This window comes from Pseudoduganella sp., assembly GCF_041914865.1.
GTDB lineage: Bacteria > Pseudomonadota > Gammaproteobacteria > Burkholderiales > Burkholderiaceae_D > Rugamonas.
In genome coordinates this window covers 1-20,480 of sequence record NZ_JAYSCO010000037.1, presented here as the reverse complement: position 1 = coordinate 20,480, position 20,480 = coordinate 1, and the positions used below count along the sequence as shown (strand labels likewise).

Sequence of the window (20,480 nt, the reverse complement as noted above, 5' to 3'; positions counted from 1 at the left end):
GCATTTACTCGCCTTCGCCGAACTTGTCGTTGACCAGTGCGGTCAGGGCGTTGATGCAATCCTGTTCATCGGCGCCGTCCGCCTCCAGCAGGACCTTGGCGCCCTTGCCCGCCGCCAGCATCATCACGCCCATGATCGATTTGGCGTTGATACGGCGGCCGTTGCGCGACAGCCAGACATCGCTCTGGTACTTGGCTGCCAGCTGGGTGAATTTTGCAGAAGCACGTGCATGCAATCCGAGCTTGTTGATAATTTCAAGTTCTTGCTGAATCATGTTTTAGTTTTGTTTAGTTGACTCGGATACGATTGTCGACCTTGACCGCGCCGTTCTGCGCGCCGGCCAGGGCCATTTCCACTACTACATCCAGCGTATCGGTACGATAGGTGATGGCGCGCAGCAGCATCGGCAGGCTGATGCCCGCAACCACCTCGACCTGGCCCGCATCGGCCAGCTTGTTACAGCAATTGGCGGGCGTGCCGCCTTTGATGTCGGTCATCACCAGCACGCCGTCGCCGCTGTCCAGGCGCTTGATCGCTTCCCGCGCCAGCTGCTGCACCTCGTTCAGGTCCTGGTCCGCCACCACGTCGATCGCCTCCAGCTTCTCGACCGGGGCCCGGAACACGTGCGCTGCGGCAGCCAGGAAAGCCTGGCCCAGCGGCGCATGTGTCATCAATAAAATCCCTACCATGTTTATCCTTGCTTGCCGGCCCGCGCTTCCAGCGCGTCGATGAACATGGACGCAACCTGGAAGCCTGTCTGCTGTGTGATCTCCTGGAAGCAGGTCGGGCTGGTGACGTTTACCTCGGTCAGGTAATCGCCGATCACATCTAATCCTACCAGCAACAGGCCGCGCGCAGCCAATTCCGGCCCCAGCGCCTCGGCGATTTCGCGGTCGCGCTGCGACAGCGGCTGCGCCACGCCGGTGCCGCCGGCCGCCAGGTTGCCGCGCACTTCGCCGGCCTGCGGGATGCGCGCCAGGGCGTAGGGCACCGGTTTGCCGTCGATCAGCAGGATGCGCTTGTCGCCCTTGACGATGTCCGGGATATAGCGCTGCGCCATGATGGTGCGGGCGCCGAGCTGGGTCAGGGTCTCGATCACGGAGCCCAGGTTCAGGCCATCGGCCTTGATGCGGAAGATGCCGGCGCCGCCCATGCCGTCCAGCGGCTTCAGGATCACGTCGCCGTGTTCAGCCTGGAAGTCGCGCAGGCGGGTTTCGTCGCTGGTGACCAGGGTCGGCGCGGTGAACTGCGAGAACTGGGCGATCGACAGCTTTTCATTGTGGTCGCGGATGGCGGAGGGCTTGTTGAAAACCTTCGCGCCCTGTTGTTCCGCCAGCTGCAGCAGGTAGGTGCCGTAGACGTATTCCATGTCGAACGGCGGGTCCTTGCGCTGGATCACAGCGTCGAAGGCGGCCAGGCTGGTGTCTTCCGACGGCGCGGCCTTGTACCAGTCGTGCGCATCGCCGGTCAGTTCGATGCGCGCCACATGGGCGGTGACTTTGCCGTCTTTCAGCGCCATGTGGCGCTGCTGGAAGGCATACACCTCATGCCCCCGCCGCGCCGCCTCCGCCATCATGGCGAAAGTGGAGTCCTTGTAGATCTTGAAACTGGACAAAGGGTCGGCGAGGAAGGCGATTTTCATGGATTAGTCCAAAAATGTAACAACTGATTCTAGCCTAAACCCGGAAAGTCTGGGTCAGACCCAAGGGTCTGACCCTTGGGTCTGACCCAGGTTTACCGGGTTTAATAGACCTCCGGATCCGGGTCGGTGCGCTCCATCTCCAGCGAAGCCGCCAGAAGAGCCAGCCGCGCCACCACGCCATAGACGTAGAACCGGTTCGGCGCCGCAGTCCCAGGCTTCGCCTTCACATCCGGCACCGCATGCTGCTGCGCGAACGCCAGCGGCACAAACTGCGAGCCTGGCGCGTTCAGGTTCTGGTCCGGCCCCTTCTCGCCATGCACCCGGTAGAAGCCCCCGACAACGTAGCGGTCGATCATATACACCACCGGCTCCGCAAACGCCTCCTTGATGCTTTCAAAGGTCGGCACACCCTCCTGGATATTCAGGTCCGTCACCGCCTTGCCATCCTTGATGACGGTCATGCGCGCCCGCTGCTCGTCCGACAGCTCCTTCAGCTGCGCCGCGTCGCGGATGGTGATGATGCCCTTGCCATAGGTGCCGGCATCCGGCTTGATGATGACGAACGGCTTTTCCTTGATCCCATATTCCTTGTACTTCTTGCGGATCTTGGCCAGCACCGCATCCACGGACGACGCCAGGCACTCCTGCCCCTCCCCGGTGGCCAGGTCGACCCCGCCGCACTTGGCGTGGAAAGGATTGACCATCCAGGGATCGACCCCGATCAGCTTGCCGAACTTCTTCGCCACCTCGTCGTAGGCATTGAAATGGTTCGACTTGCGGCGCATGGCCCAACCGGCATGCAGCGGCGGCAGCAGGCTCTGCTCGTGAAGATTGGTCAACACATCCGGGATACCGGCCGACAAATCGTTATTCAGCAGGATGGTGCAGGGATCGAAATCCTTCAGCCCCAGGCGGCGGCCATTCGGCGAGCGCACCAGCGGCTCCACCACCAGCATGTTGCCGTCGGGCAGCGCCAGCGGCGTGGGCTGGGTCACTTCCGGGTCCAGCGAGCCCAGGCGCACATGCAGCCCGGTCTGGCGGAAGATCTGCATCAGCTTGGACACGTTCTGGAAATAGGTCGGATGGCGCGGCTTGACCTCCGGGATCAGCAGCAGGTTGCGCGCATCGGGGCAATACTTGTCGATGGCCGCCATGGCCGCCTGCACCGACAGCGGCGCCATTTCGTTCGCCAGGAAATGGAAGCCGCCCGGGAACAGGTTGGTATCCACCGGCGCCAGCTTATAGCCGGCATTGCGCAGGTCGACCGAGGCATAGAACGGCGGCGTATGTTCCTGCCACTCCAGGCGGAACCACCGTTCAATGGCTGGGGTCGCGGCAATGATCTTTTCTTCAAGATCCAGTAACGGCCCGGTCAGGGCCGTGACGAGGTGGGGCACCATGTTGCTTCCTTGCTTATGTTGGTATTCGCAGACCCTCCATTTTGGGGCAAAACGCGCAAATAAAAGATGCTTTTAAACAAAAAGGGCGAATTGAGCCGCAAAAGCGACGTCTCGCCACAATCTTTGCTCAATCGCAAGATGGCTAGGTGGACGTGGTAGCAGGATTAAGTTGCCCTCCGGGGCAAGACGTTTCTTAGCAATTCATCTATGGAGGTTGCAATGAGGAACTTAACTATTGAAGAAGCAAATCAGGTATCTGGAGGCATGGGCTCAAGAGGTACTCCCAACCCACGACCAGATCCATGTTCCGATGCAGTTGTCGGAGGCATGATTGGTGGGGCACTAAGCGGAATGTTTGGCGGCCTTGCATCGGTCGCGGCCGGAGCCTTCGGTGGCGCAGTCGGCGGCTACATTGCAGCTTGCCGCACGAAACCTAAACCGATGTGAAAAGCAAATTACGCCAGTACAGCAGATGTAATGTACTGGCGTAACGATGACAATCTAACTATTTAGTTTATTACGCGTGATACGCGGACTCACCATGGCTGGTGATGTCCAAGCCCTCGCGCTCTTCTTCTTCAGGTACTCGCAGACCAATGACAATATCCACAAGCTTATAAGCAATAAAGGACACCACTGCGGACCAGAGAATGGTAATGCCAACCGCAGTCAACTGGGTGAGAACTTGGCCGCCAATGGAATAATCTGGACTTACCTTATTGGTAACGTAGTCCCAGATTCCCTGGCCACCTAAAGATGGCGCAGCGAACACCCCGGTCAGCACCGCCCCCAGGATGCCGCCCACGCCGTGCACGCCGAACACGTCCAGCGAGTCGTCGGCGCCGATCAGGCGCTTCAGGCCATTCACGCCCCACAGGCAGACGATACCGGCCAGCAGGCCGATCGCCAGTGCGCCCATCGGGCCGACGAAGCCGGCTGCCGGGGTGATCGCCACCAGGCCGGCCACCGCGCCGGAAGCGCCGCCCAGCATGGATGGTTTGCCCTTGGTGACCCATTCACCGAATACCCACGAAACGGTGGCGCAAGCCGTAGCCAGCAGGGTGTTGATGAAAGCGAGCGCTGCAATGTCGCCAGCTTCCAGCGCGGAGCCTGCGTTGAAGCCGAACCAGCCCACCCACAGTAGCGATGCGCCGATCATGGTCATGGTCAGCGAGTGCGGCGCCATGGAGTCGCGGCCGTAGCCAACGCGTTTGCCGATCAGGATCGCCCCCACCAGGCCCGCCACGGCGGCGTTGATGTGCACCACGGTGCCGCCCGCAAAATCAAGCGCAGTCTTTTGCCAGATAAAACCACCTTTTGCGGCTTCAGTGGCGGCGCTCGCCGCGTCAGTGATCACATCAGGGCCGGTCCAGAACCAGACCATGTGCGCTACCGGCAGGTAGCAGAAGGTGAACCACAGCACCATGAAGGCCAGCACGGCGGAGAACTTCACGCGCTCGGCGAAAGCGCCCACGATCAGGCCGCAGGTAATGGCGGCGAAGGTGCCCTGGAACGCAACGAAGATGAACTCCGGAATCACCACGCCCTTGCTGAAGGTGGCCGCCATGGCGAAGCCCTTGGCTGGGTCGTAGATGCCGGCCAGCAGCGCGCGGCCAAAGCCGCCGTAGTAGGCGTTGCCTTCGGTGAAGGCCAGCGAGTAGCCGTACAGGCACCACAGCACAATGATCAGCGCGAAGACGAAGAACACCTGCAGCAGCACGGACAGCATGTTCTTGGAGCGCACCAGGCCGCCGTAGAACAGGGCCAGGCCAGGAATGGTCATCATGATGACCAGCAGGGTAGCCACGAACATCCAGGCGGTATCGCCCTTCTGCGCTACCGGCGCAGGCGCGGCGGCAGGAGCCGCTTCGGCAGCCGGCGCGGTGGCAGCGCCAGCAGGCGCGGCGGCGGCCCCGGCATCAGCCGCAGGAGCGGCGGCTGGAGCAGCAGCCGGCGCAGCGGCGGTCGCGGTGGCGGCAGGCGCCTCCGCCGGTTTGGCGTCTTGCGCCAGTGCAGGCAGGGCTGCGCTAAAGGCCATCAGGACGGTGCCCGCAGCCAGCAACTTCTTCATGAATTGCATCACAGTTCCCCTTACAGTGCGTCGTTGCCGGTCTCGCCGGTACGAATACGGATCACTTGTTCCAGCGACGAGACGAAGATCTTGCCGTCGCCGATCTTGCCGGTGCGCGCGGCGCTCTCGATCGCCTCGATCGCCTGTTCCACGATAGCGTCATCCACCGCCGCCTCGATTTTGGTCTTCGGCAGGAAATCGACCACATACTCCGCGCCGCGATACAGCTCGGTATGGCCTTTCTGGCGACCGAAGCCTTTCACCTCGGTCACGGTAATGCCTTGCACGTTGATCGCGGACAGTGCTTCGCGCACCTCGTCCAGCTTGAACGGCTTGATAATGGCGGTAATCATTTTCATACGGGTGCCTCTTCAGAAGGTTTTGGACAAGGTCAGCACAGCGCCAGCCTTACCCAGTTTCTTGCCATTTGGTGCGAGATAGTTCTCGGTATTGGTATCGATATAAGCCAGCGACAGCGCAGCAAAGCCCAGGTCCTTGGTTACGCCGACCTTCCAGTCGGTATAGCTGTAGAAGCTGGAGTTCTTCACCTTCTGGCGGCCCACGTGCAGGTTCAGCACATAGCCATCGCCCAGGTCCTGGTTGACCGAGGCATCGATATAGGTACTGTGCTTGCTGTCGGCAAAGCCGAACAGGTTGCTCAGCGAGTGCGAGTACTTCAGGGTCGCCGGGCCATAGCCGACCTGGCCATACACTTCACGCGTATTGGCGCTCGGGTTGAGATCGTTGGACGGATAGATGTAGGCCAGGAAGCCCACGTCATAACTCACGCCCGGCGCGATCTCGCCGCGCTTGCCGCCATACACGTCGACTTCAACGGAGGCATCGCCGCCGCCATCCTTGATCCACTTGATGGTGGAGCCCCAAACACCCGCATAGAAACCGGTCGGATTGTTGACCCAGTCGGCGCCGCCTTGCAGCGCTGGTTTCAGGCGGGTTTGCGAAATAGCGCGGTAGCGGTAATCGCTGGTGATGGCAGCATTAAAGCTAATCTCATTGTCAGGCTTCGCCTCCGGCGCGGCGTCTGCCGCTTGGGCCATGCCAGTCCCCATCGATACCATTGCCAAAGCGACTGCAGCGGTGAGGGCCAGCTTCTTGCTCTTGTGATTCATGGCGATTTCCTTTTGAGTGAACTTTTATTGCGGTTTAAAATTCAGGCTTAAATCGACAAGCTTTCCTGCTTATTAGCAGGTTGCGTGCCAGCCCAATAACCACCGGGAACGTGCGTCAATTGATGTTCTGCCCACATCTCGCACCAATTGAAGCCAAAACCGCACCGTAGTGGTGCAAGAACCTCACACATCAGGAATTACGCCAATGGACATGAATGCCTTCTTTAACGACCTGCAACAAAAAGTGAACCAGGTCATTGAAAACTCGCCTGCCAAGGACATCGAGAAGAACGTCAAGGCCATGATGACCCAGGGCTTCGCCAAGCTGGACCTGGTGACCCGCGAAGAATTCGACATCCAGGCACAGATGCTGGCCAAGGCCCGCGCCAAGCTGGAACTGCTGGAATCGCGCCTGGCCGAGCTGGAAGCCAAGCTGGCCGACAAGTGATAATTGGTGAGTTTTCAGGCAATATTATTGCCTACTCTATAGGAATCGCCCTATCGTAACGGGTTGATTCCTGAAGCCATGGGCACGCGCTTTCCTACGGAGGTGTCCCATGACGATCATGATCAATGGCGCCAGCAAGCGCATTGGGCTAACCCTGTCGGGCGGCGGCTTTCGGGCTGCCGCTTTTCACTTGGGCGTGCTGCGCGAACTGCGCAAGCGCAAGCTGCTCGACAAGATCGACCTGATCTCCTGCGTCAGCGGCGGCAGCATCGCCGGCGCCTTCGTCGCCCTGAACTGGCACGACCCGCTCGCGCTGGACAAACTGGAGCGCTACCTGGCCACGCGTTCCATCGCCGTCGGCTCGGTCATCGGCGGCACGCTCGATCCCTTCCATACGCGCCTGGACAAGCTGGCCGACACCTACGAGCGCGACCTGTTCCACGGCAAAAAGCTGGGCGACCTGGCGGAAGGGCCGCGCATCTACCTGAACAGCACCAACCTCGCCACCGGCAATATGTTCTCCTTCATCGCCGGCGCGCGCGGCAAGAGCGAGATGGGCGACTATGAGCTGGGCTTCGTCGAAGCCCCCAACTTCCCCATTGCGCGCGCGGTGGCCGCCTCCTCCGCCTTCCCGCCGGTCTTCCCGCCGCTGCGGCTGGATGAAAAGGTCTACAAGCACGCCGCCCAATGCGACTAGGTCACGCTCAGCGACGGCGGCATGTACGACAACCTCGGCATCAATCCCGGCCTGGCGGCATTGAACAAGCTCGATTACCTGCTGGTGAGCGACGGCGGCAAGCCCTATGCCATCAAGAGCGAACCGACTGAATCGGGCGCGCTGGTGCTGAAGGAAGGGCTGGACATCATGATGGAACAGATACGCGGCCTGCAGTTCGACCGCATGGAGCACCGCCACAAAGCCGGCGCCGGCCCGCGCCCGCTATGGTTCTCCATCGACAGCCAGGAGGGCGAGGCGGCGCCTGGCGATTCCTTCTTCGCTTCCAGCATCGCCACCAACCTGAAAGCGCTGAAAGATGCCGAACGCGCCGTGCTGGCGCGCCATGGCGGCGCCCTGGTAGCCGCGCGCATCCAGCGCTGGGCGCCTGAGCTGGCGCAATAGGAGCCCCCATGTACTCCTCCACCAGCAGCCAGGACTACAGCAAGCAGGCCATCGAACAGGGCGCCAAGCGCCCGCCCTTCCGCCGCCTGCGCGGCTATGCATTCGACCCCAGCCTGTCGCTCAAGCTCGATACCGCATCGATCAACCACCGCATCTTCAACATCCCCTGGGAGAGCGACCTGCAGCCCGGCCCGCGCGGCGAGTACGTGGAGGTGCTGGACTACGACCCCGCCAGCGATTGCTGGTACGAGCCGGTGGACCTGAACGGCGCCCACCTGCTGGCGCAGGACGGCCACCCGCCCTCCGAAGGCAACCCGCAATTCCACCAGCAGATGGTGTACGCCGTGGCCATGAACACCATCTGCAACTTCGAGCGCGCGCTGGGGCGCCAGGTGCAATGGTCCTCGCGCGAAGACGCCGGCAAGCGCGAAGAGTTCGTGCAGACCCTGCGCATCTACCCGCATGCCCTGCGCGCCGCCAACGCCTATTACAGCCCGCAGAAAAAAGCCCTGCTGTTCGGCTACTTCCAGGGCCCGAACGGCATGGTGTTCTCCTGCCTGTCGCAAGACATCATCACGCACGAGACCACGCACGCCCTGCTGGACGGCATGCACCGGCGCTACATCGACGACAACCACCCGGATACGCTGGCCTTCCACGAAGCGTTCTCCGACCTGGTGGCGCTGTTCCAGCACTTCACCTTCCCCGAAGTGCTGAAGCACCAGGTCTCGCGCACGCGCGGCAACCTGGAGACGCAATCGCTGCTGAGCGAACTGGCGCACGAATTCGGCGTCGCCACCGGCCGCTACGGCGCCCTGCGCAGCGCCATCGGCGACGTGGACGACAAAGGCGCCTGGCAGCCGGTACAGCCCGACCCCGCGCGCCTGGCGCAGGCGCTGGAGCCGCACGAACGCGGCTCGATCCTGGTGGCCGCCATGTTCTCCGCCTTCCTCGAAATGTACAAGCTGCGCAGTGCCGGCATCGTCTGCCTGGCCAGCTCCGGCACCGGCAAGCTGCCCGACGGCGCACTGCACCCGGTGCTGGTGGACGAACTGGCCGCCGTCGCCACCAAGACCGCGCAGACCTTCCTGCACATGGCGATCCGCGCGCTCGACTACTGCCCGCCCTTCGACATCACCTTCGGCGACTACCTGCGCGCCCTGGTCACCGCCGACTACGACATGGTGCCCAACGACCGCCACGGCTACCGGGTGGCGCTGATCGAATCGTTCCGCCGCTGGGGCATCCTGCCGGACGGCCTGAAAACGCTGTCGGAAGAACAGCTGCGCTGGCCCTATGCGCGCATCGAACTGGCGGACGGCAGCCCGGACCCCACCAGCGTGCTCACCTCCCTCGCGCGCGAACTGAGCGGCCTGGTGCAGGAGTCCCTCTACCAGCGCAAACGCAGCAAGGTCTTCGACACGCTGAAACGCGCCCGCATCCGCGCCCACGACAACGTGGAAGAGATGATGCGCTCCGGCGACGGCGCCCGCTGTGAAGAATTCATGCGGGTGACCGGGCTGGAGCTAAAACGCAACGGCAAGGTGCCCGGCCTGCACTACGGCCAGGACGGCCTGCCCAGCTTCGAAGTGCACTCGGTGCAGCCGACCCTGCGCGTCATGCCCGACGGCGACATCCTCAAGCAATTGATCATCTCCATCACCCAGCGCCGCCGCAAGGTGCTGGTGGATGAACAGAACGAAGCCATGGGCAGCTTCGACTTCCCCGGCGGCTGCACCCTGGTGTTCGACCTGGAAGGCGACACACAGGACGACGGCGGCGTGATTCCGACCCTGCGCTACGCCATCAAGCGCCCGCTGCTGGACGACAAGCGCCTGGCCGCCGTGCGCAGGCACCGCAGCATGCGCTATGACACCGGCGTGGCCCTGCGCTCAACCTACTTCAAGTCCGGCGACGGCAACCCCGAGCCGTTCTGCATGCTCCACTCCAACGATTAAGGCACCGCCATGATCTCGCCCAACGTCCAGCCCCCAGCTTTGCGCGCCAAGGCGCCGCCGCGCACGCCCACGCGCCAGCCCGCCCCCAAAGGCCGGGCCGCCACGGAGACCCGCTCCCGCAAACAGGCCGAAGCCGAAGCGCGCGTCCGCATCCGACTATACCGCCACGGCCTGGGCGACTGCATCCTGCTGCGCTTTGCCAAGCCGGACGGCGGCGACACCTTTAATGTGCTGATCGACTGCGGCCTGATCACAGTCGCCGAACAGCCGAAGGAAACCATGCAGGCCGTCGCCAACGACATCAAGGACGCCTGCCACGGACGCCTCGACGTGGTGGTAATGACGCACGAGCACTGGGACCACGTCTCCGGCTTCCACCCTTCACAGGCACGCGACGTATTCGACAGCATGGAAATCGGCGAAGTCTGGTACGGCTGGACCGAAGACCCGCGCAATGAACTGGGCCAGCGCCTGCGCGCCGAACGCGCCGCAAAACTGAACGCACTGGCCACCGCCGTCGCCGCCTTCAGCGACTCCCCCTCCCCCGGCATGAGGCAACGCGGCGCCGAGCTGGGACGCATGCTGGGCTTCTTCGGCCTGAAACCCGGAGAACCTGCCGGCACGCGCATCGGCAAAACACGCGACGCGTTCGAATACCTGCAAGGCAAACAGGACGTGAAAACGCGCTACCTCTCGCCGCGCCAAACACCGCGCACGCTGGACGGCGCACCCAACGTGCGCGTCTACGTCCTCGGCCCGCCGCCGGATGAAGGCATGATCAAACGCAGCGCGCCAACGAAGAAGGGACGCGAAGCCTACGAGCTGGCATCCGAACTGCAGCTCGCCAGCAACCTGGACGCAGCCTTCCTGCGCCTGGGTCCCGACGGCGCGCCGGATGGCGACAGCTACGATGATTGCCCCTTCGACCCCAGCCTGCGGCGTGAAATGGATTCCGGCCAGCGCTGCTCGGCCGCGCTGGCCGACATGTTCGCCAACGTGTGGCACACGCAGGGCCAAGGATGGCGCCAGATCGAGGAAGACTGGACCCAGGCCGCCGAAACCCTGGCATTGAACCTGGACAGCCACACCAACAACACCTGCCTGGTGCTGGCCTTCGAGTTCATCGACAGCGGCGAAGTACTGCTGTTCCCCGCCGACGCCCAGGTAGGCAACTGGCTGTCGTGGCAGGACTTGCGCTGGAAGGTAGGATCGGGCGTCGTCACCGGCCCCGAGCTGCTGGCGCGCACGGTGTTCTACAAGGTAGGCCACCACGGCAGCCACAACGCCACCCTGCGCGACAAAGGGCTGGAGCAGATGACCAGCGAAAACCTGGTCGCCTTCATCCCCGTCTCGAAAGCGCAGGCGGTGAAGAACCGCTGGATGGGCATGCCCTTCAACCCGCTGGTGAAGCGCCTGAAGGAAAAGACTTATGGCCGCCTGCTGGTAGCAGACGAGGACCGGCCCGGCGACGCGAGCCTGTCCGAACTATCCCCCGGCGCCCGCAAGCACTTCAAAGCGAGCGTCGAGGAACAGGAACTATGGTTTGAATTCAGCTTGCGCTAGCTCAGAACCAGTAGCCAAGGTTGACGGTGAAGCCCTTGGAGTCCTTGCTGTGCACGTAGCTCACGCCAGCGCGCAGGAAGCTGCGCGCGTTGGCCGCATTGCGGTTGGTGCCGACGGTGATGCCCACTTCCTGCGTGTCGCGCACATACGGCTTGTCGCCGCCAGCGTAGCGCGTATCGATCAGCGACACCTCGGTAGCCATGGTGGCACCGGTCGGCATGGACAGCATGACGCCGTTGCGCAGCAAGGTCGCGCTGATATCCGGGTCGAAGGAGTAGTCGCCCGACGAGATCTTGCCGGTACGGTAAAGGCCAACCATATTACCGATCGCAACCGTATAAGCGCCAGCCGGGATCAGGTAGGTGCTCATCACATTCGCCGACATGACGGTCGACACCGTGGCGCGGTCCACCGAACCCACGGCGGTAAAGCGCACGCCCGGCGACAGGGTCCAGCGCGAAGTGATCGGCTGGCGGTAGGTCAGGCCCAGGCCCGCCTGGTACACATCGGCGTCGCCAATCTTGGTCATCGACAGCGGCACGCTGAACACCAGCTGCTGGCGCGAGTCCTTGTCGTTGCGGATGGTGTACGACAGCGGCAGGTTGGTCGACTTGACCCGGTCGCCGCTGCCGTTGATGTTGTAGGAACCGTAGCTCAGGCCAACGCCGATCAGGTTATTGTTGCCCGTGCTGTCCGCACCGCCCGGTGCGGCAATCTGGCTCGCCGTGTCAAAGGCTTGTCCAAAGTCGGTGCCGGCCATGTTCAGGAAAGCGCCGCCCTGGCCAGTCAGTGCGCTGGTTGGCGAATGCTTGGCCTGGTAATTCATGATGCGGCCGATGATGTCGGTCTTCTTCAGGTATTCGACGAACTGCTCTTCCGACAGGTCGCGTGTACCGCCGTTGAAGTTGCCGGTCATGCCCAGTTCAGGGAAGTTGTAGTGCAGCGCCGACGAGTTGGCGTCGTAGCGCAGGATGACGGAAACGTCACTGATGCGGCCCGCCACCGTCGCGGCCGAGTTGTTGGTATAACCCGGGTTGCTCAGGTTCAGGTTCTTGGCTGCATCGATAAAGGTCGTGACAGTGGAACTGCACAGCGTTTGACCAACGGTGGTACCGACGTCGGCGCGGAAGCCAAAGGATTTGTTGCAATTGAGTTGTGCATAGGCCGGTGCCAGCCAGGCACACGCCAGCGCAGCGGCCAGCAGTTGTCGCTTTTTCATTTATTTCCCCAGGAGTGGTTTGTGATTTTTTGAGATGCAATACGCGGTCGGGCTGATCTTATGTTTGCGGGCCGGTGCCGCGCATCACCCAATCGAATGATGTTGCAATATTGCAACAATGTCAAGAACTGATTTAGCGCAAAGCCTTCCGCCGACGGGGTTCTACGATGGCAGGACACCCTGGAGGCCATCATGGACATCGCCGTCATCAAAAGCCGCGCCCTGGCCGGCATGCAAGCGCCGGAAGTCAGCGTTGAAGTCCACCTGGCCAACGGCCTGCCCGCCTTTGCCATGGTCGGCCTGGCCGATACGGAAGTGAAGGAAGCGCGCGACCGCGTGCGCGCCGCTATCACCAATGCCGGCTTCGAGCTGCCGGCCCGCCGCATCACCGTCAACCTGGCCCCGGCCGACCTTCCAAAAGAATCGGGCCGCTTCGACCTGCCGATTGCGATCGGCATCCTGGCCGCCTCCGGCCAGATCCCCCACGAAGGACTGGAGCGCTACGAATTTGCCGGCGAACTGTCGCTGACGGGGGAGCTGCGCCCGATACGCGGTGCCTTGGCCATGACTTACGCCATGCAGCGCTCCGCCGGCGGCCACGCGCGCGGCTTCGTGCTGCCCATGGCCAATGCCGACGAAGCCTCGCTGGTCTCCGATGCCGCCATCTACCCCGCCACCACGCTGCTGCAGGTGTGCGCCCATTTCGCACCCAATAGCGACGGCAGCTATGCCCTCGCACGCCATCGCGCCAAACCCTTGCCGCTGCCGCCCTCCATCCCTGATTTCGCCGACGTCAAAGGCCAGCAGCACGCCAAGCGCGCGATGGAAGTGGCCGCTGCCGGTCGACATTCAGTCCTGCTGGTTGGGCCTCCCGGCGCGGGCAAAACCATGCTCGCCACGCGCTTCGCGGGCCTGCTGCCACTCATGACCGACGACGAAGCGCTCGAAGCGGCAGCAGTGCAATCCCTGATCAGCGGCTTCTCCATCGAAGGCTGGAAGGTCCGCCCCTTCCGCGCGCCGCACCACACCTCCTCCGGCGCCGCGCTGGTCGGCGGCGGCAGCGTGCCGCGCCCGGGCGAAATCTCGCTTGCGCATTGCGGCGTCCTCTTCCTGGATGAGCTGCCCGAGTTCGACCGGCGCGTACTGGAAGTGCTGCGCGAACCGCTCGAATCTGGCCGCGTTACCATCGCGCGCGCCACCCGCCACGCCGACTTTCCCGCCAACTTCCAGCTGATCGCAGCAATGAACCCCTGCCCTTGCGGCTACCTCGGCCACCCGTCCGGCCGCTGCCAATGCACGCCCGACCAGATCTTGCGCTACCAAGGCCGCGTCTCCGGGCCGCTGCTGGACCGCATCGACATGCACATCGAAGTCGGCCCCGTGCCTCCAGACGTGCTGCAAGCCGACGCCAGCGGCGAACTGTCCAGCGCTATCGCCGAGCGCGTCGCCGCCGCCTTCCAGCGCCAGGTCGAACGCCAGGGCAAAGCCAACCAGCTGCTCACTCCACGTGAAATTGACCGCTACTGCCGCCCCGATGCCGCCGGCCAGGAAGTGCTGCGCGCCGCCATGCGCAAAATGCTCTGGTCCGCCCGCTCCTACCACCGCGTGCTGCGCGTGGCACGCACCGTGGCCGACCTGGAAGGCATGAAGCAGGTTGGCGCGCGCCATGTGTCGCAGGCTATCCAGCTGCGGCGGGCCTTACGCGAGCTTTAGGCTTGCATGGACTGATACTTCAGGCCGGGACGGCAGAGCCAAAAGAGTGCCACACGTGCACTCTCGGGCATTTCCTGCAGCAGGTGGACCACCGAGCTACGAAGCGTCGAGTACGAATGACTGCACTTATCCCACTCGACGTTGGTCATATCCAGCAGCTCTTGGCACTTTCCAACTTCCTCCTGCTTGTCCAGTAAGGCGCAAACTGCCTCATCCAAAGCTACGGGACTTAGTGCCTCATCGAAGCTTCCATTCACGTAGGAACGCTCAATCACCGCTCGTATTGACGCAATTTTTTCATTAAAGAAGTCTATATTTCCCGCCAAGCTTTCATGCGAGCTCAACGCTGACGTTGCCCCACTAAACTCCAATTGGACTTGGAAATCTATCGACCACTCCGCCCCTGCCCAAGGAAAAGCTTCCTTACGTGCGGTTGCTTCTGCGGCAGAGGCCCACTGCTGCCAAGCTGACACCTCCGTCCTTGCATGTGCTGCCGCGATGTCCCACTCTGCCTTAGTCCGTTTGAGCGTGTCGAACTGTTGGCCCCACTGCGCTCCTAACGCCCGAAGTCGATGCGGGTATTCCTTTAGCGGTTCAACCGCAGCCACAAGTTCACTGCGGTTAATGCTCTTGATACCCCTGATTAAGAAGTGCAAATGGGTTTTCCTGAGCTTATCTGGAGATTGCTCGGCGTCTGCAATTGCCCCTTTGAGGGTTTGTTCCACCCCATGTTCAGCAAGAATGTCCGCCAACCGCTGAATCCACATAGGAATTCCGCCATTAAGGCTTTTCATTTGCGCTTCAATTGATAACTCCATTGGATATCTCCTGCCCCGACCAATCCACCGATCCATGCGTATAGTTTCAAATGTAATTTCAAGTAAATCAATGACTTCTGCGCCGCCACTTTAGCTAGAATGGCGGCCATCATGACAACTTTATACCGTTATTCGCGCTATAGCGCCGGCCCGCTCTTGTTCCTCCTGTGCTGCGGCAGCGCAGCCGCCCAGGTCCAATCCGCCCAGCCCACCCAGCCAGCCAAGGCAGACGCCAAGCCAGCAACGGTAAAGAAGGAAGAACCAGCCACCGTCCCAAGCGTGACGGTCGCCGCCGAACGCCCAACCAACCGTATCGACCGCCAGGTCTATGACGTGAAGACCGATGCCTCCGCCAGCAACGGCTCGGCGGCCGATGCACTGAACAACGTCCCTTCCGTCAACGTCGACCCGGATGGCTCGCTGACCCTGCGCGGCAGCAGCAATGTGCAGGTCTATGTGGACGGCAAGCCGTCCGCCATGCTGCAGGGCGAAAACCGCGGGCCGGCGCTGCAGTCGATTCCTGCGGAAGACCTGGAATCGGTGGAAGTGATCAACAACCCCGGTGCGCAGTTCGGCAACGAAGGCGGCGGCGGTCCGATCATCAACCTGGTGATGCGTCGCTCGCGCAAGCCGGGCGGCTTCGGCGTGGCCAACGCCAACTACGGCACCGCAGGGCGCTACAACAGTGCGCTGAACGGTACCTACAACGAAGGCTTGTGGGGCTTCCAGGGCGGCATCAACGTGCGCCATGATGGCCGCAATTCCAGTGGCGATTCGGTGCGTGACCGCATCGACCCGCGCACCGGCGCGCTGTCGCACGCCCTCCAGAAATCGCAGTCGAGCGGATTGAACGACAACGTCGGCCTGAATGGCGGCGTCACCTACAACCTGGGCGCCAACGACACTTTGGGCGCGCAGCTCAATTACTCGCAGCGCAGCAACGACGCGCGCTCCAGCGACGACTACCTGTCGACCGATGCCAGCGGCACCGTGACCGACAACTACCAGCGCAGCACCGTGCGCGAGGGCGAGAGCAAAAACCTTTCGTGGGGTGCGCGCTGGGACCACAAGGGCGACGCCCCGGGCGAAACCTTCAAGATGGATTTGCGCGTTTCGTCCTCCAGCAACGACGCCGACAGCGCCTACCGCAACAACTACATCGTGCGTCCGCCCAGCGGCGGCGTGATGGACAGCGCGCAGAAGAGCCGCAGCAAGAACGACATCATCGACTTCACCGGCGACTACGAGGCGCCACTGTTCGGCGGCATTACCAAATTCGGCTACAAGATCGTCCAGAACCGCAACGATTCGGACGTCGAGTACATCAACATCGATCCGATCACGCAAGCCGGTTCGCCCAATGCCCTGCGCAGCAATGCCTTCGACATGAAGGAAACCATTTACGCGGCCTACGGCTCTTACCAGATGCGCCTGAACGAGGAGTGGGGCTTGCAGGCCGGCCTGCGTGCCGAGCACACCGAGATGGATATCGACCAGCTCACCAGCCAGGTCAGCGCGGGCAACAGCTACACCAACCTGATCCCGAGCTTCTTCGCCACCTACAAAATGGGCGAGAACGCGCAGATGCGCTTCGCCTATGCGCACCGCCTGCGCCGCCCTAATGCACAGGACCTGAACCCGTTCGTGGTGTACCGCGATGAGTTCAACGTCTCCTCCGGCAACCCCAAGCTGAAGCCGGCCAAGACCGACTCGCTGGAGTTGGGCTACGAAACCCGCCTGTTCGGCCTGGAGACCAACCTGCGCGGCTACCTGCGCGACGAGACCGACTCCATCCTCGAGCGCAAGTACTTCATCAGCGACACGGTGTTGCTGACCACGCGCGAGAACGCAGGCAGCACGCGCTCCGGCGGTGTTGAGTTCACGCTGAGCGGCAAGGTGCTGCCATCGCTGACGATGAACCTGAGCGGCAACCTGGCGCGCAGCGAACAGACCGTGCTCGAGATGAATGGCGAGCAGACCAAGCGCAATGCATCCTCGCTCAGCGGCCGTTTCCGCCTGAACTGGCAGGCCACCAGCAAAGACATGCTGCAAGCCGCAATCCAGGCGCAAGGAAAAATGCTGACCGGCCAGGGTTACCGCGAGCCGAACACCACGCTGAACCTGACCTGGCGCCACGCGCTGACGCCGCAGCTGGCCTTCATGGTGAACGCGACCGACGTCTTCAACAGCAACAAGATGACCAACATCACGGACACCTACGCCCTGCGCGAGCGTACTGAGCGCCAGTTCGATGGCCGCATCATCTACGTCGGCTTGTCCTACCGCTTTGGCGGCACCTCTGGCGCGCCGCGCGAAGGCGGTCCGGATGGCATGCGTGGTCCCGGCATGCGCGGCCCAGGCATGGGTCCGCCACCCGGCGGCATGGGCCCGGGCATGGGTCCCGGCGGCGATTAAGCCAGGGCCGAAGTGCTACCATGCAGGGTATGACCAAACATACCCTGCATAAGACCTGCGCCGTGCTTGCCACGGCGCTTGCGCTGGCTGCCTGCAGCCCCAAATTCGACTGGCGCGATTTCCGCAGCACCGATGCGCCCTATTCCATCATGCTGCCGGGCAAAGCCGCTACCCATACCCGCGCCGTCAACCTCGACGGCCAGGAAGTGAAGATGACGATGTCCGCCGCAGAGGTGGAAGGCACCATGTTCGCGGTTGGTACTGCTGAGTTACCTGATGCGGCCAAGGCGGCGCTGGCGGTGCAGGCCATGCGCCTGGCCATGGTGCGCAACATCAACGGCACCATCACCAAAGAGACGACAAAGAACGGCGCCTTTGAGGTGGAAGCGCGCGGCACGGCCGCCAATGGCGCGCCGCTGGCGATGCATGGCCGCTTCCTGGCGAAGGATAAGCGCGTGTATCAGGTCGTCATGCTGGGGAACCAGAAACATTTTGATGCGGATACGGTTGATACATTCTTGAGTTCGTTTAAATTGTATTAAGTAGCACGATGCGCGCAGCCGCAGTCGTGCTATCGTAAGAACACATCAACAAACTATGGGAAGCGCGCCATGTTGATCAAATTTAAATCCATATCGTCGCCGGAAGTCATGATGGCTCACGAGCACGTCGAACGCATCATGGACCTGCTGAAGAAAAGTCCCACGCGGGGCGTTATCACGGCAGCGGAAGCTTCCCAGGCCCTGCAACTGCTTGAAAAAGAAGTTGCGCTTAGCAAACTGCATCCGGAAGTCGATTCCCAGCATGCAGCCCACACGCCCCACCACGCCTTGCCGGATGACGATGGCGAAGCAGACTTCGCCGAGACGCAGAAGGTCGGCTTCGCCCAGCGAGCCTTCCCCCTGCTGGAGATGTTGCGTGCCGCCCAGACGGGCGGACACGACATAGTGTGGGGCGTTTAACGCTGGCTTGGTACGAACTCTTCCATTACCGCCTTGCGCAGCAGCGCGGGCGGCAGCATGCCCTGCGCCAGGACAAAGTCGTTAAAGGCTTTGCGGTTGAACTTCTGGCGCAGCGCGACTTCCGCTGCCTGGCGCGTTTCCATCAGGCGCTGGTAGCCGTAGAAGTATGAGGTCGCCTGGCCCGGTGCGCGGAAGGTGTAGCGCTGCATCTCCTGCGTCGCCATGCCTTCCGACAGGCCCACTTCGTCCATCAGGAACGATTTCACGCCTTCCGGAGTGATTTCGCCCAGGTTCACCATCGGGTCGAGGAAGGCGCGGGCCGCGCGCTGCATGCGTGCCTGCAGCGCGAACAGCTGGCCGTCGAGCGGCTCATAAGGCTGCATTTCCGCTTCCGCATACAGGGCCCAGCCTTCCACATTCACGCTGTTGAAGGCGAAGACGCCGCGCGCGGTGGAGACGCCCATTTCGATCATCTTGGCAAACTGCAGCTCGTGGCCGGGACGGGCTTCGTGCGCCGTCAGGGTCCAGCTGCCCGCCTGGTGCGTGAAATCGTCAAACACCAGCTTTTTGCCGCTGGCGTCAGGCGGCATGCCGGTGGTCAGCACGAACTCGCCGTACTCGCCGGTGTTGCCGATCAGGCGTGGTGGGCTCATGTGCGGTGCCGGCTGCTGGGCATTCTCCGCCTCGGTCGCCAGGCGGATTACTGCCTTACGGTCGGGTAGCGTGACGATGCCTTGCTGGCGCACCGCGGCCTCGATCTGCTGCAGGCGTTCACCGTACAGCGGCATGACCTGGTCGACCGGGATCTGCTGCTTCTTCAGCTCCTTCATTACGGCGCGATAGTCCGCATTCGGCAGGTTGCGCTCCTTGGCAATCAGGCTGGCCGTGATCGTCATCTGGTTGCGGATTTCGGCAAATGAGGTCAACGCCTTGGCAATCAGCTCTTTCGGCGCGATATCCACGCCGTACTGGCGCAGGTTGTCGGCGTAGACTTCGGCCGGCAGGCGATGGTCAGTGCGCGCTTTCGGCAGGATCTCGTTCTTGACCTTCTCGTTATATGCGGTCAGTTGCTTCTCGATCGCCGCATATGCGGGCTCCCAACCCTTCAGCTCACTCTTGCTGAGCAGGTCCTTCATGCCCTTGATCATGGCCGGCGCCGAATTCAGCGCCTGCTCCACTTCACCCTTGTAAGGGCCGATCAGGTTCTTGTCGGCCTTCTGGCGTTCCACGTAGCGTTCGTAGGCCAGTTCGGTGATTGGACGGTAGCCCTTGGTGATGCCGGCATACTTTTCCAGGCGCACCAGCAGGGTTTTCTGGCGTTCTTTCGGGATGCGCGGGTCCAGGGTCAGGCGCATTACGCCAAACATCAGCTGGGTTACGTCCATGAACGGCAGCAGATGCTTGCGATTGACTGCGGCAGAGCGCAGCTGGTCCTCGGCGGTGTTGATCAGGATCTCAAGATCTTGTTTTACCTTGGGGTCGGTCTCGGCCTTCAGGCGTTTACGCAGCTCGGCGATTACCGCACGCGTGTCTTTGTTGATCGCGTCGAACTGGTCACGCGACATGTCGGTGATCTGTTCGTCGTAGCCGTCCACGCCCAGGCTGCTGGCGTTTTCAGGACCATACTTGGCCTGCACTTTCAGCAGCAGTTTAGCGTTCTCATTGCTTTTGGTGACCCACGCCGGTTCGGTCGCGGCAGAGGCCTGGAAGGAAACCAGCGCCAGGGTGATTGCGCCAGCCAGGAGTTTTTTGTATGGCATCGTATTCCTTTTGTGTTTAATTAAAAGAAACTGCGAGCCGTATCATAATCCGAAACCGGGAAACCATGGTCTGACCCAAGGGTCAGACCCTGTCTATTCAAACGAAGGGGGTTGGGTTTGAGGCCTTTGACGTTCGGCGAAGATCAACAGCGCACAACCAACACCAGCGCCCGTGGCGCAGACGGGGTCTGACCCTTGGGTCAGACCCCGGTTTTCCGGGTTTAAAAAGCAAAAAGCCCGCTAACACACGTTAGCGGGCTT

At 62.1% G+C, this 20,480-nt stretch carries 19 protein-coding genes; 9 read left to right on the top strand and 10 right to left on the bottom strand.

Translation table 11 applies throughout. The features are described 5' to 3' along the window. Positions 1-4 precede the first annotated feature (4 nt). From ACE3TQ_RS17130 to ACE3TQ_RS17100, 7 genes are all read right to left on the bottom strand, one after another. A complete protein-coding gene (locus tag ACE3TQ_RS17130; protein WP_028102381.1) occupies positions 5-274 on the bottom strand; it encodes an HPr family phosphocarrier protein in 270 nt (89 codons plus the stop codon). A gap of 13 nt (positions 275-287) precedes the next feature. Beyond that, a complete protein-coding gene (locus ACE3TQ_RS17125) occupies positions 288-689 on the bottom strand; it encodes a PTS sugar transporter subunit IIA (protein ID WP_374583497.1) in 402 nt (133 codons plus the stop codon). A gap of 2 nt (positions 690-691) precedes the next feature. Beyond that, a complete protein-coding gene (gene gshB, locus ACE3TQ_RS17120) occupies positions 692-1,642 on the bottom strand; it encodes a glutathione synthase (RefSeq protein ID WP_374583496.1) in 951 nt (316 codons plus the stop codon). A gap of 101 nt (positions 1,643-1,743) precedes the next feature. Next, positions 1,744-3,042, bottom strand: a complete 1,299-nt coding sequence (gene gshA / locus ACE3TQ_RS17115) for a glutamate--cysteine ligase (protein ID WP_374583495.1) — start codon at positions 3,040-3,042, stop codon at positions 1,744-1,746. A 517-nt stretch (positions 3,043-3,559) separates the two neighbouring features. Then, on the bottom strand, positions 3,560-5,113 hold the full coding sequence (locus ACE3TQ_RS17110) for an ammonium transporter (protein ID WP_374583494.1): 1,554 nt from the start codon (positions 5,111-5,113) through the stop codon (positions 3,560-3,562). A gap of 20 nt (positions 5,114-5,133) precedes the next feature. Further along, positions 5,134-5,472, bottom strand: a complete 339-nt coding sequence (locus tag ACE3TQ_RS17105; RefSeq protein WP_374583493.1) for a P-II family nitrogen regulator — start codon at positions 5,470-5,472, stop codon at positions 5,134-5,136. Positions 5,473-5,484: 12 nt separating this feature from the next. Beyond that, on the bottom strand, positions 5,485-6,243 hold the full coding sequence (locus ACE3TQ_RS17100; protein ID WP_374583492.1) for a TorF family putative porin: 759 nt from the start codon (positions 6,241-6,243) through the stop codon (positions 5,485-5,487). Between the two features lie 205 nt (positions 6,244-6,448). On the opposite strand from ACE3TQ_RS17100, the gene ACE3TQ_RS17095 reads away from it, so the two are divergent. The 5 genes from ACE3TQ_RS17095 (at position 6,449) to ACE3TQ_RS17075 (ending at position 11,332) form a co-directional block, all read left to right on the top strand. After that, positions 6,449-6,691 carry an accessory factor UbiK family protein gene (locus ACE3TQ_RS17095; RefSeq protein ID WP_055928647.1) on the top strand — a complete coding sequence of 81 codons (243 nt, stop codon included), beginning with the start codon at positions 6,449-6,451 and terminating at the stop codon, positions 6,689-6,691. Positions 6,692-6,800: 109 nt separating this feature from the next. After that, positions 6,801-7,388, top strand: a complete 588-nt coding sequence (locus ACE3TQ_RS17090; RefSeq protein WP_374583491.1) for a patatin-like phospholipase family protein — start codon at positions 6,801-6,803, stop codon at positions 7,386-7,388. A 21-nt stretch (positions 7,389-7,409) separates the two neighbouring features. Then, complete coding sequence (locus tag ACE3TQ_RS17085) at positions 7,410-7,811, top strand: hypothetical protein (protein WP_374583490.1); 402 nt, start codon at positions 7,410-7,412, stop codon at positions 7,809-7,811. A gap of 8 nt (positions 7,812-7,819) precedes the next feature. Next, positions 7,820-9,769, top strand: coding sequence for a hypothetical protein (locus ACE3TQ_RS17080; protein ID WP_374583489.1), 1,950 nt, complete (start codon positions 7,820-7,822; stop codon positions 9,767-9,769). A gap of 9 nt (positions 9,770-9,778) precedes the next feature. Beyond that, positions 9,779-11,332, top strand: a complete 1,554-nt coding sequence (locus ACE3TQ_RS17075; protein WP_374583488.1) for an MBL fold metallo-hydrolase — start codon at positions 9,779-9,781, stop codon at positions 11,330-11,332. A gap of 1 nt (position 11,333) precedes the next feature. Here the strand turns inward: ACE3TQ_RS17075 and ACE3TQ_RS17070 are convergent, their stop codons facing one another. Then, a complete protein-coding gene (locus ACE3TQ_RS17070; protein WP_374583487.1) occupies positions 11,334-12,551 on the bottom strand; it encodes a hypothetical protein in 1,218 nt (405 codons plus the stop codon). A 192-nt stretch (positions 12,552-12,743) separates the two neighbouring features. Between ACE3TQ_RS17070 and ACE3TQ_RS17065 the strand changes: the two genes are divergently transcribed. Then, entirely contained in the window at positions 12,744-14,264 is a 1,521-nt protein-coding gene (locus ACE3TQ_RS17065) for a YifB family Mg chelatase-like AAA ATPase (protein WP_374583486.1), read from the top strand. On the opposite strand, the gene ACE3TQ_RS17060 is transcribed toward ACE3TQ_RS17065, so the two are convergent. Next, positions 14,261-15,082, bottom strand: coding sequence for a hypothetical protein (locus ACE3TQ_RS17060; RefSeq protein ID WP_374583485.1), 822 nt, complete (start codon positions 15,080-15,082; stop codon positions 14,261-14,263). The genes ACE3TQ_RS17065 and ACE3TQ_RS17060 overlap by 4 nt on opposite strands. 111 nt (positions 15,083-15,193) lie before the next feature. Between ACE3TQ_RS17060 and ACE3TQ_RS17055 the strand changes: the two genes are divergently transcribed. From ACE3TQ_RS17055 to ACE3TQ_RS17045, 3 genes are all read left to right on the top strand, one after another. After that, positions 15,194-17,497 (top strand): TonB-dependent receptor domain-containing protein, encoded by a 2,304-nt coding sequence (locus ACE3TQ_RS17055; RefSeq protein ID WP_374583484.1) that lies wholly within the window; start codon positions 15,194-15,196, stop codon positions 17,495-17,497. Positions 17,498-17,517: 20 nt separating this feature from the next. Continuing rightward, positions 17,518-18,039 carry a hypothetical protein gene (locus ACE3TQ_RS17050; RefSeq protein WP_374583483.1) on the top strand — a complete coding sequence of 174 codons (522 nt, stop codon included), beginning with the start codon at positions 17,518-17,520 and terminating at the stop codon, positions 18,037-18,039. A gap of 69 nt (positions 18,040-18,108) precedes the next feature. Continuing rightward, positions 18,109-18,459, top strand: coding sequence for a DUF1840 domain-containing protein (locus ACE3TQ_RS17045; RefSeq protein ID WP_374583482.1), 351 nt, complete (start codon positions 18,109-18,111; stop codon positions 18,457-18,459). On the opposite strand, the gene ACE3TQ_RS17040 is transcribed toward ACE3TQ_RS17045, so the two are convergent. Next, entirely contained in the window at positions 18,456-20,219 is a 1,764-nt protein-coding gene (locus tag ACE3TQ_RS17040; protein WP_374583481.1) for a DUF885 domain-containing protein, read from the bottom strand. The two genes, ACE3TQ_RS17045 and ACE3TQ_RS17040, sit on opposite strands and share 4 nt — an antisense overlap. Positions 20,220-20,480 lie beyond the last annotated feature (261 nt).

Excerpts from the sequence above, each read along its gene's own strand:
- ACE3TQ_RS17075 (WP_374583488.1), top strand. The coding sequence starts at position 9,779 with ATGATCTCGCCCAACGTCCAGCCCCCAGCTTTGCGCGCCAAGGCGCCG.
- ACE3TQ_RS17125 (WP_374583497.1), bottom strand. The coding sequence starts at position 689 with ATGGTAGGGATTTTATTGATGACACATGCGCCGCTGGGCCAGGCTTTC.
- ACE3TQ_RS17065 (WP_374583486.1), top strand. The coding sequence starts at position 12,744 with ATGGACATCGCCGTCATCAAAAGCCGCGCCCTGGCCGGCATGCAAGCG.
- gshA (WP_374583495.1), bottom strand. The coding sequence starts at position 3,042 with ATGGTGCCCCACCTCGTCACGGCCCTGACCGGGCCGTTACTGGATCTT.
- ACE3TQ_RS17060 (WP_374583485.1), bottom strand. The coding sequence starts at position 15,082 with ATGGAGTTATCAATTGAAGCGCAAATGAAAAGCCTTAATGGCGGAATT.
- ACE3TQ_RS17130 (WP_028102381.1), bottom strand. The coding sequence starts at position 274 with ATGATTCAGCAAGAACTTGAAATTATCAACAAGCTCGGATTGCATGCA.
- ACE3TQ_RS17045 (WP_374583482.1), top strand. The coding sequence starts at position 18,109 with ATGTTGATCAAATTTAAATCCATATCGTCGCCGGAAGTCATGATGGCT.
- ACE3TQ_RS17095 (WP_055928647.1), top strand. The coding sequence starts at position 6,449 with ATGGACATGAATGCCTTCTTTAACGACCTGCAACAAAAAGTGAACCAG.
- ACE3TQ_RS17080 (WP_374583489.1), top strand. The coding sequence starts at position 7,820 with ATGTACTCCTCCACCAGCAGCCAGGACTACAGCAAGCAGGCCATCGAA.
- ACE3TQ_RS17110 (WP_374583494.1), bottom strand. The coding sequence starts at position 5,113 with ATGAAGAAGTTGCTGGCTGCGGGCACCGTCCTGATGGCCTTTAGCGCA.
- gshB (WP_374583496.1), bottom strand. The coding sequence starts at position 1,642 with ATGAAAATCGCCTTCCTCGCCGACCCTTTGTCCAGTTTCAAGATCTAC.
- ACE3TQ_RS17090 (WP_374583491.1), top strand. The coding sequence starts at position 6,801 with ATGACGATCATGATCAATGGCGCCAGCAAGCGCATTGGGCTAACCCTG.
- ACE3TQ_RS17050 (WP_374583483.1), top strand. The coding sequence starts at position 17,518 with ATGCAGGGTATGACCAAACATACCCTGCATAAGACCTGCGCCGTGCTT.
- ACE3TQ_RS17100 (WP_374583492.1), bottom strand. The coding sequence starts at position 6,243 with ATGAATCACAAGAGCAAGAAGCTGGCCCTCACCGCTGCAGTCGCTTTG.
- ACE3TQ_RS17105 (WP_374583493.1), bottom strand. The coding sequence starts at position 5,472 with ATGAAAATGATTACCGCCATTATCAAGCCGTTCAAGCTGGACGAGGTG.
- ACE3TQ_RS17070 (WP_374583487.1), bottom strand. The coding sequence starts at position 12,551 with ATGAAAAAGCGACAACTGCTGGCCGCTGCGCTGGCGTGTGCCTGGCTG.
- ACE3TQ_RS17085 (WP_374583490.1), top strand. The coding sequence starts at position 7,410 with ATGTACGACAACCTCGGCATCAATCCCGGCCTGGCGGCATTGAACAAG.
- ACE3TQ_RS17040 (WP_374583481.1), bottom strand. The coding sequence starts at position 20,219 with ATGCCATACAAAAAACTCCTGGCTGGCGCAATCACCCTGGCGCTGGTT.
- ACE3TQ_RS17055 (WP_374583484.1), top strand. The coding sequence starts at position 15,194 with ATGACAACTTTATACCGTTATTCGCGCTATAGCGCCGGCCCGCTCTTG.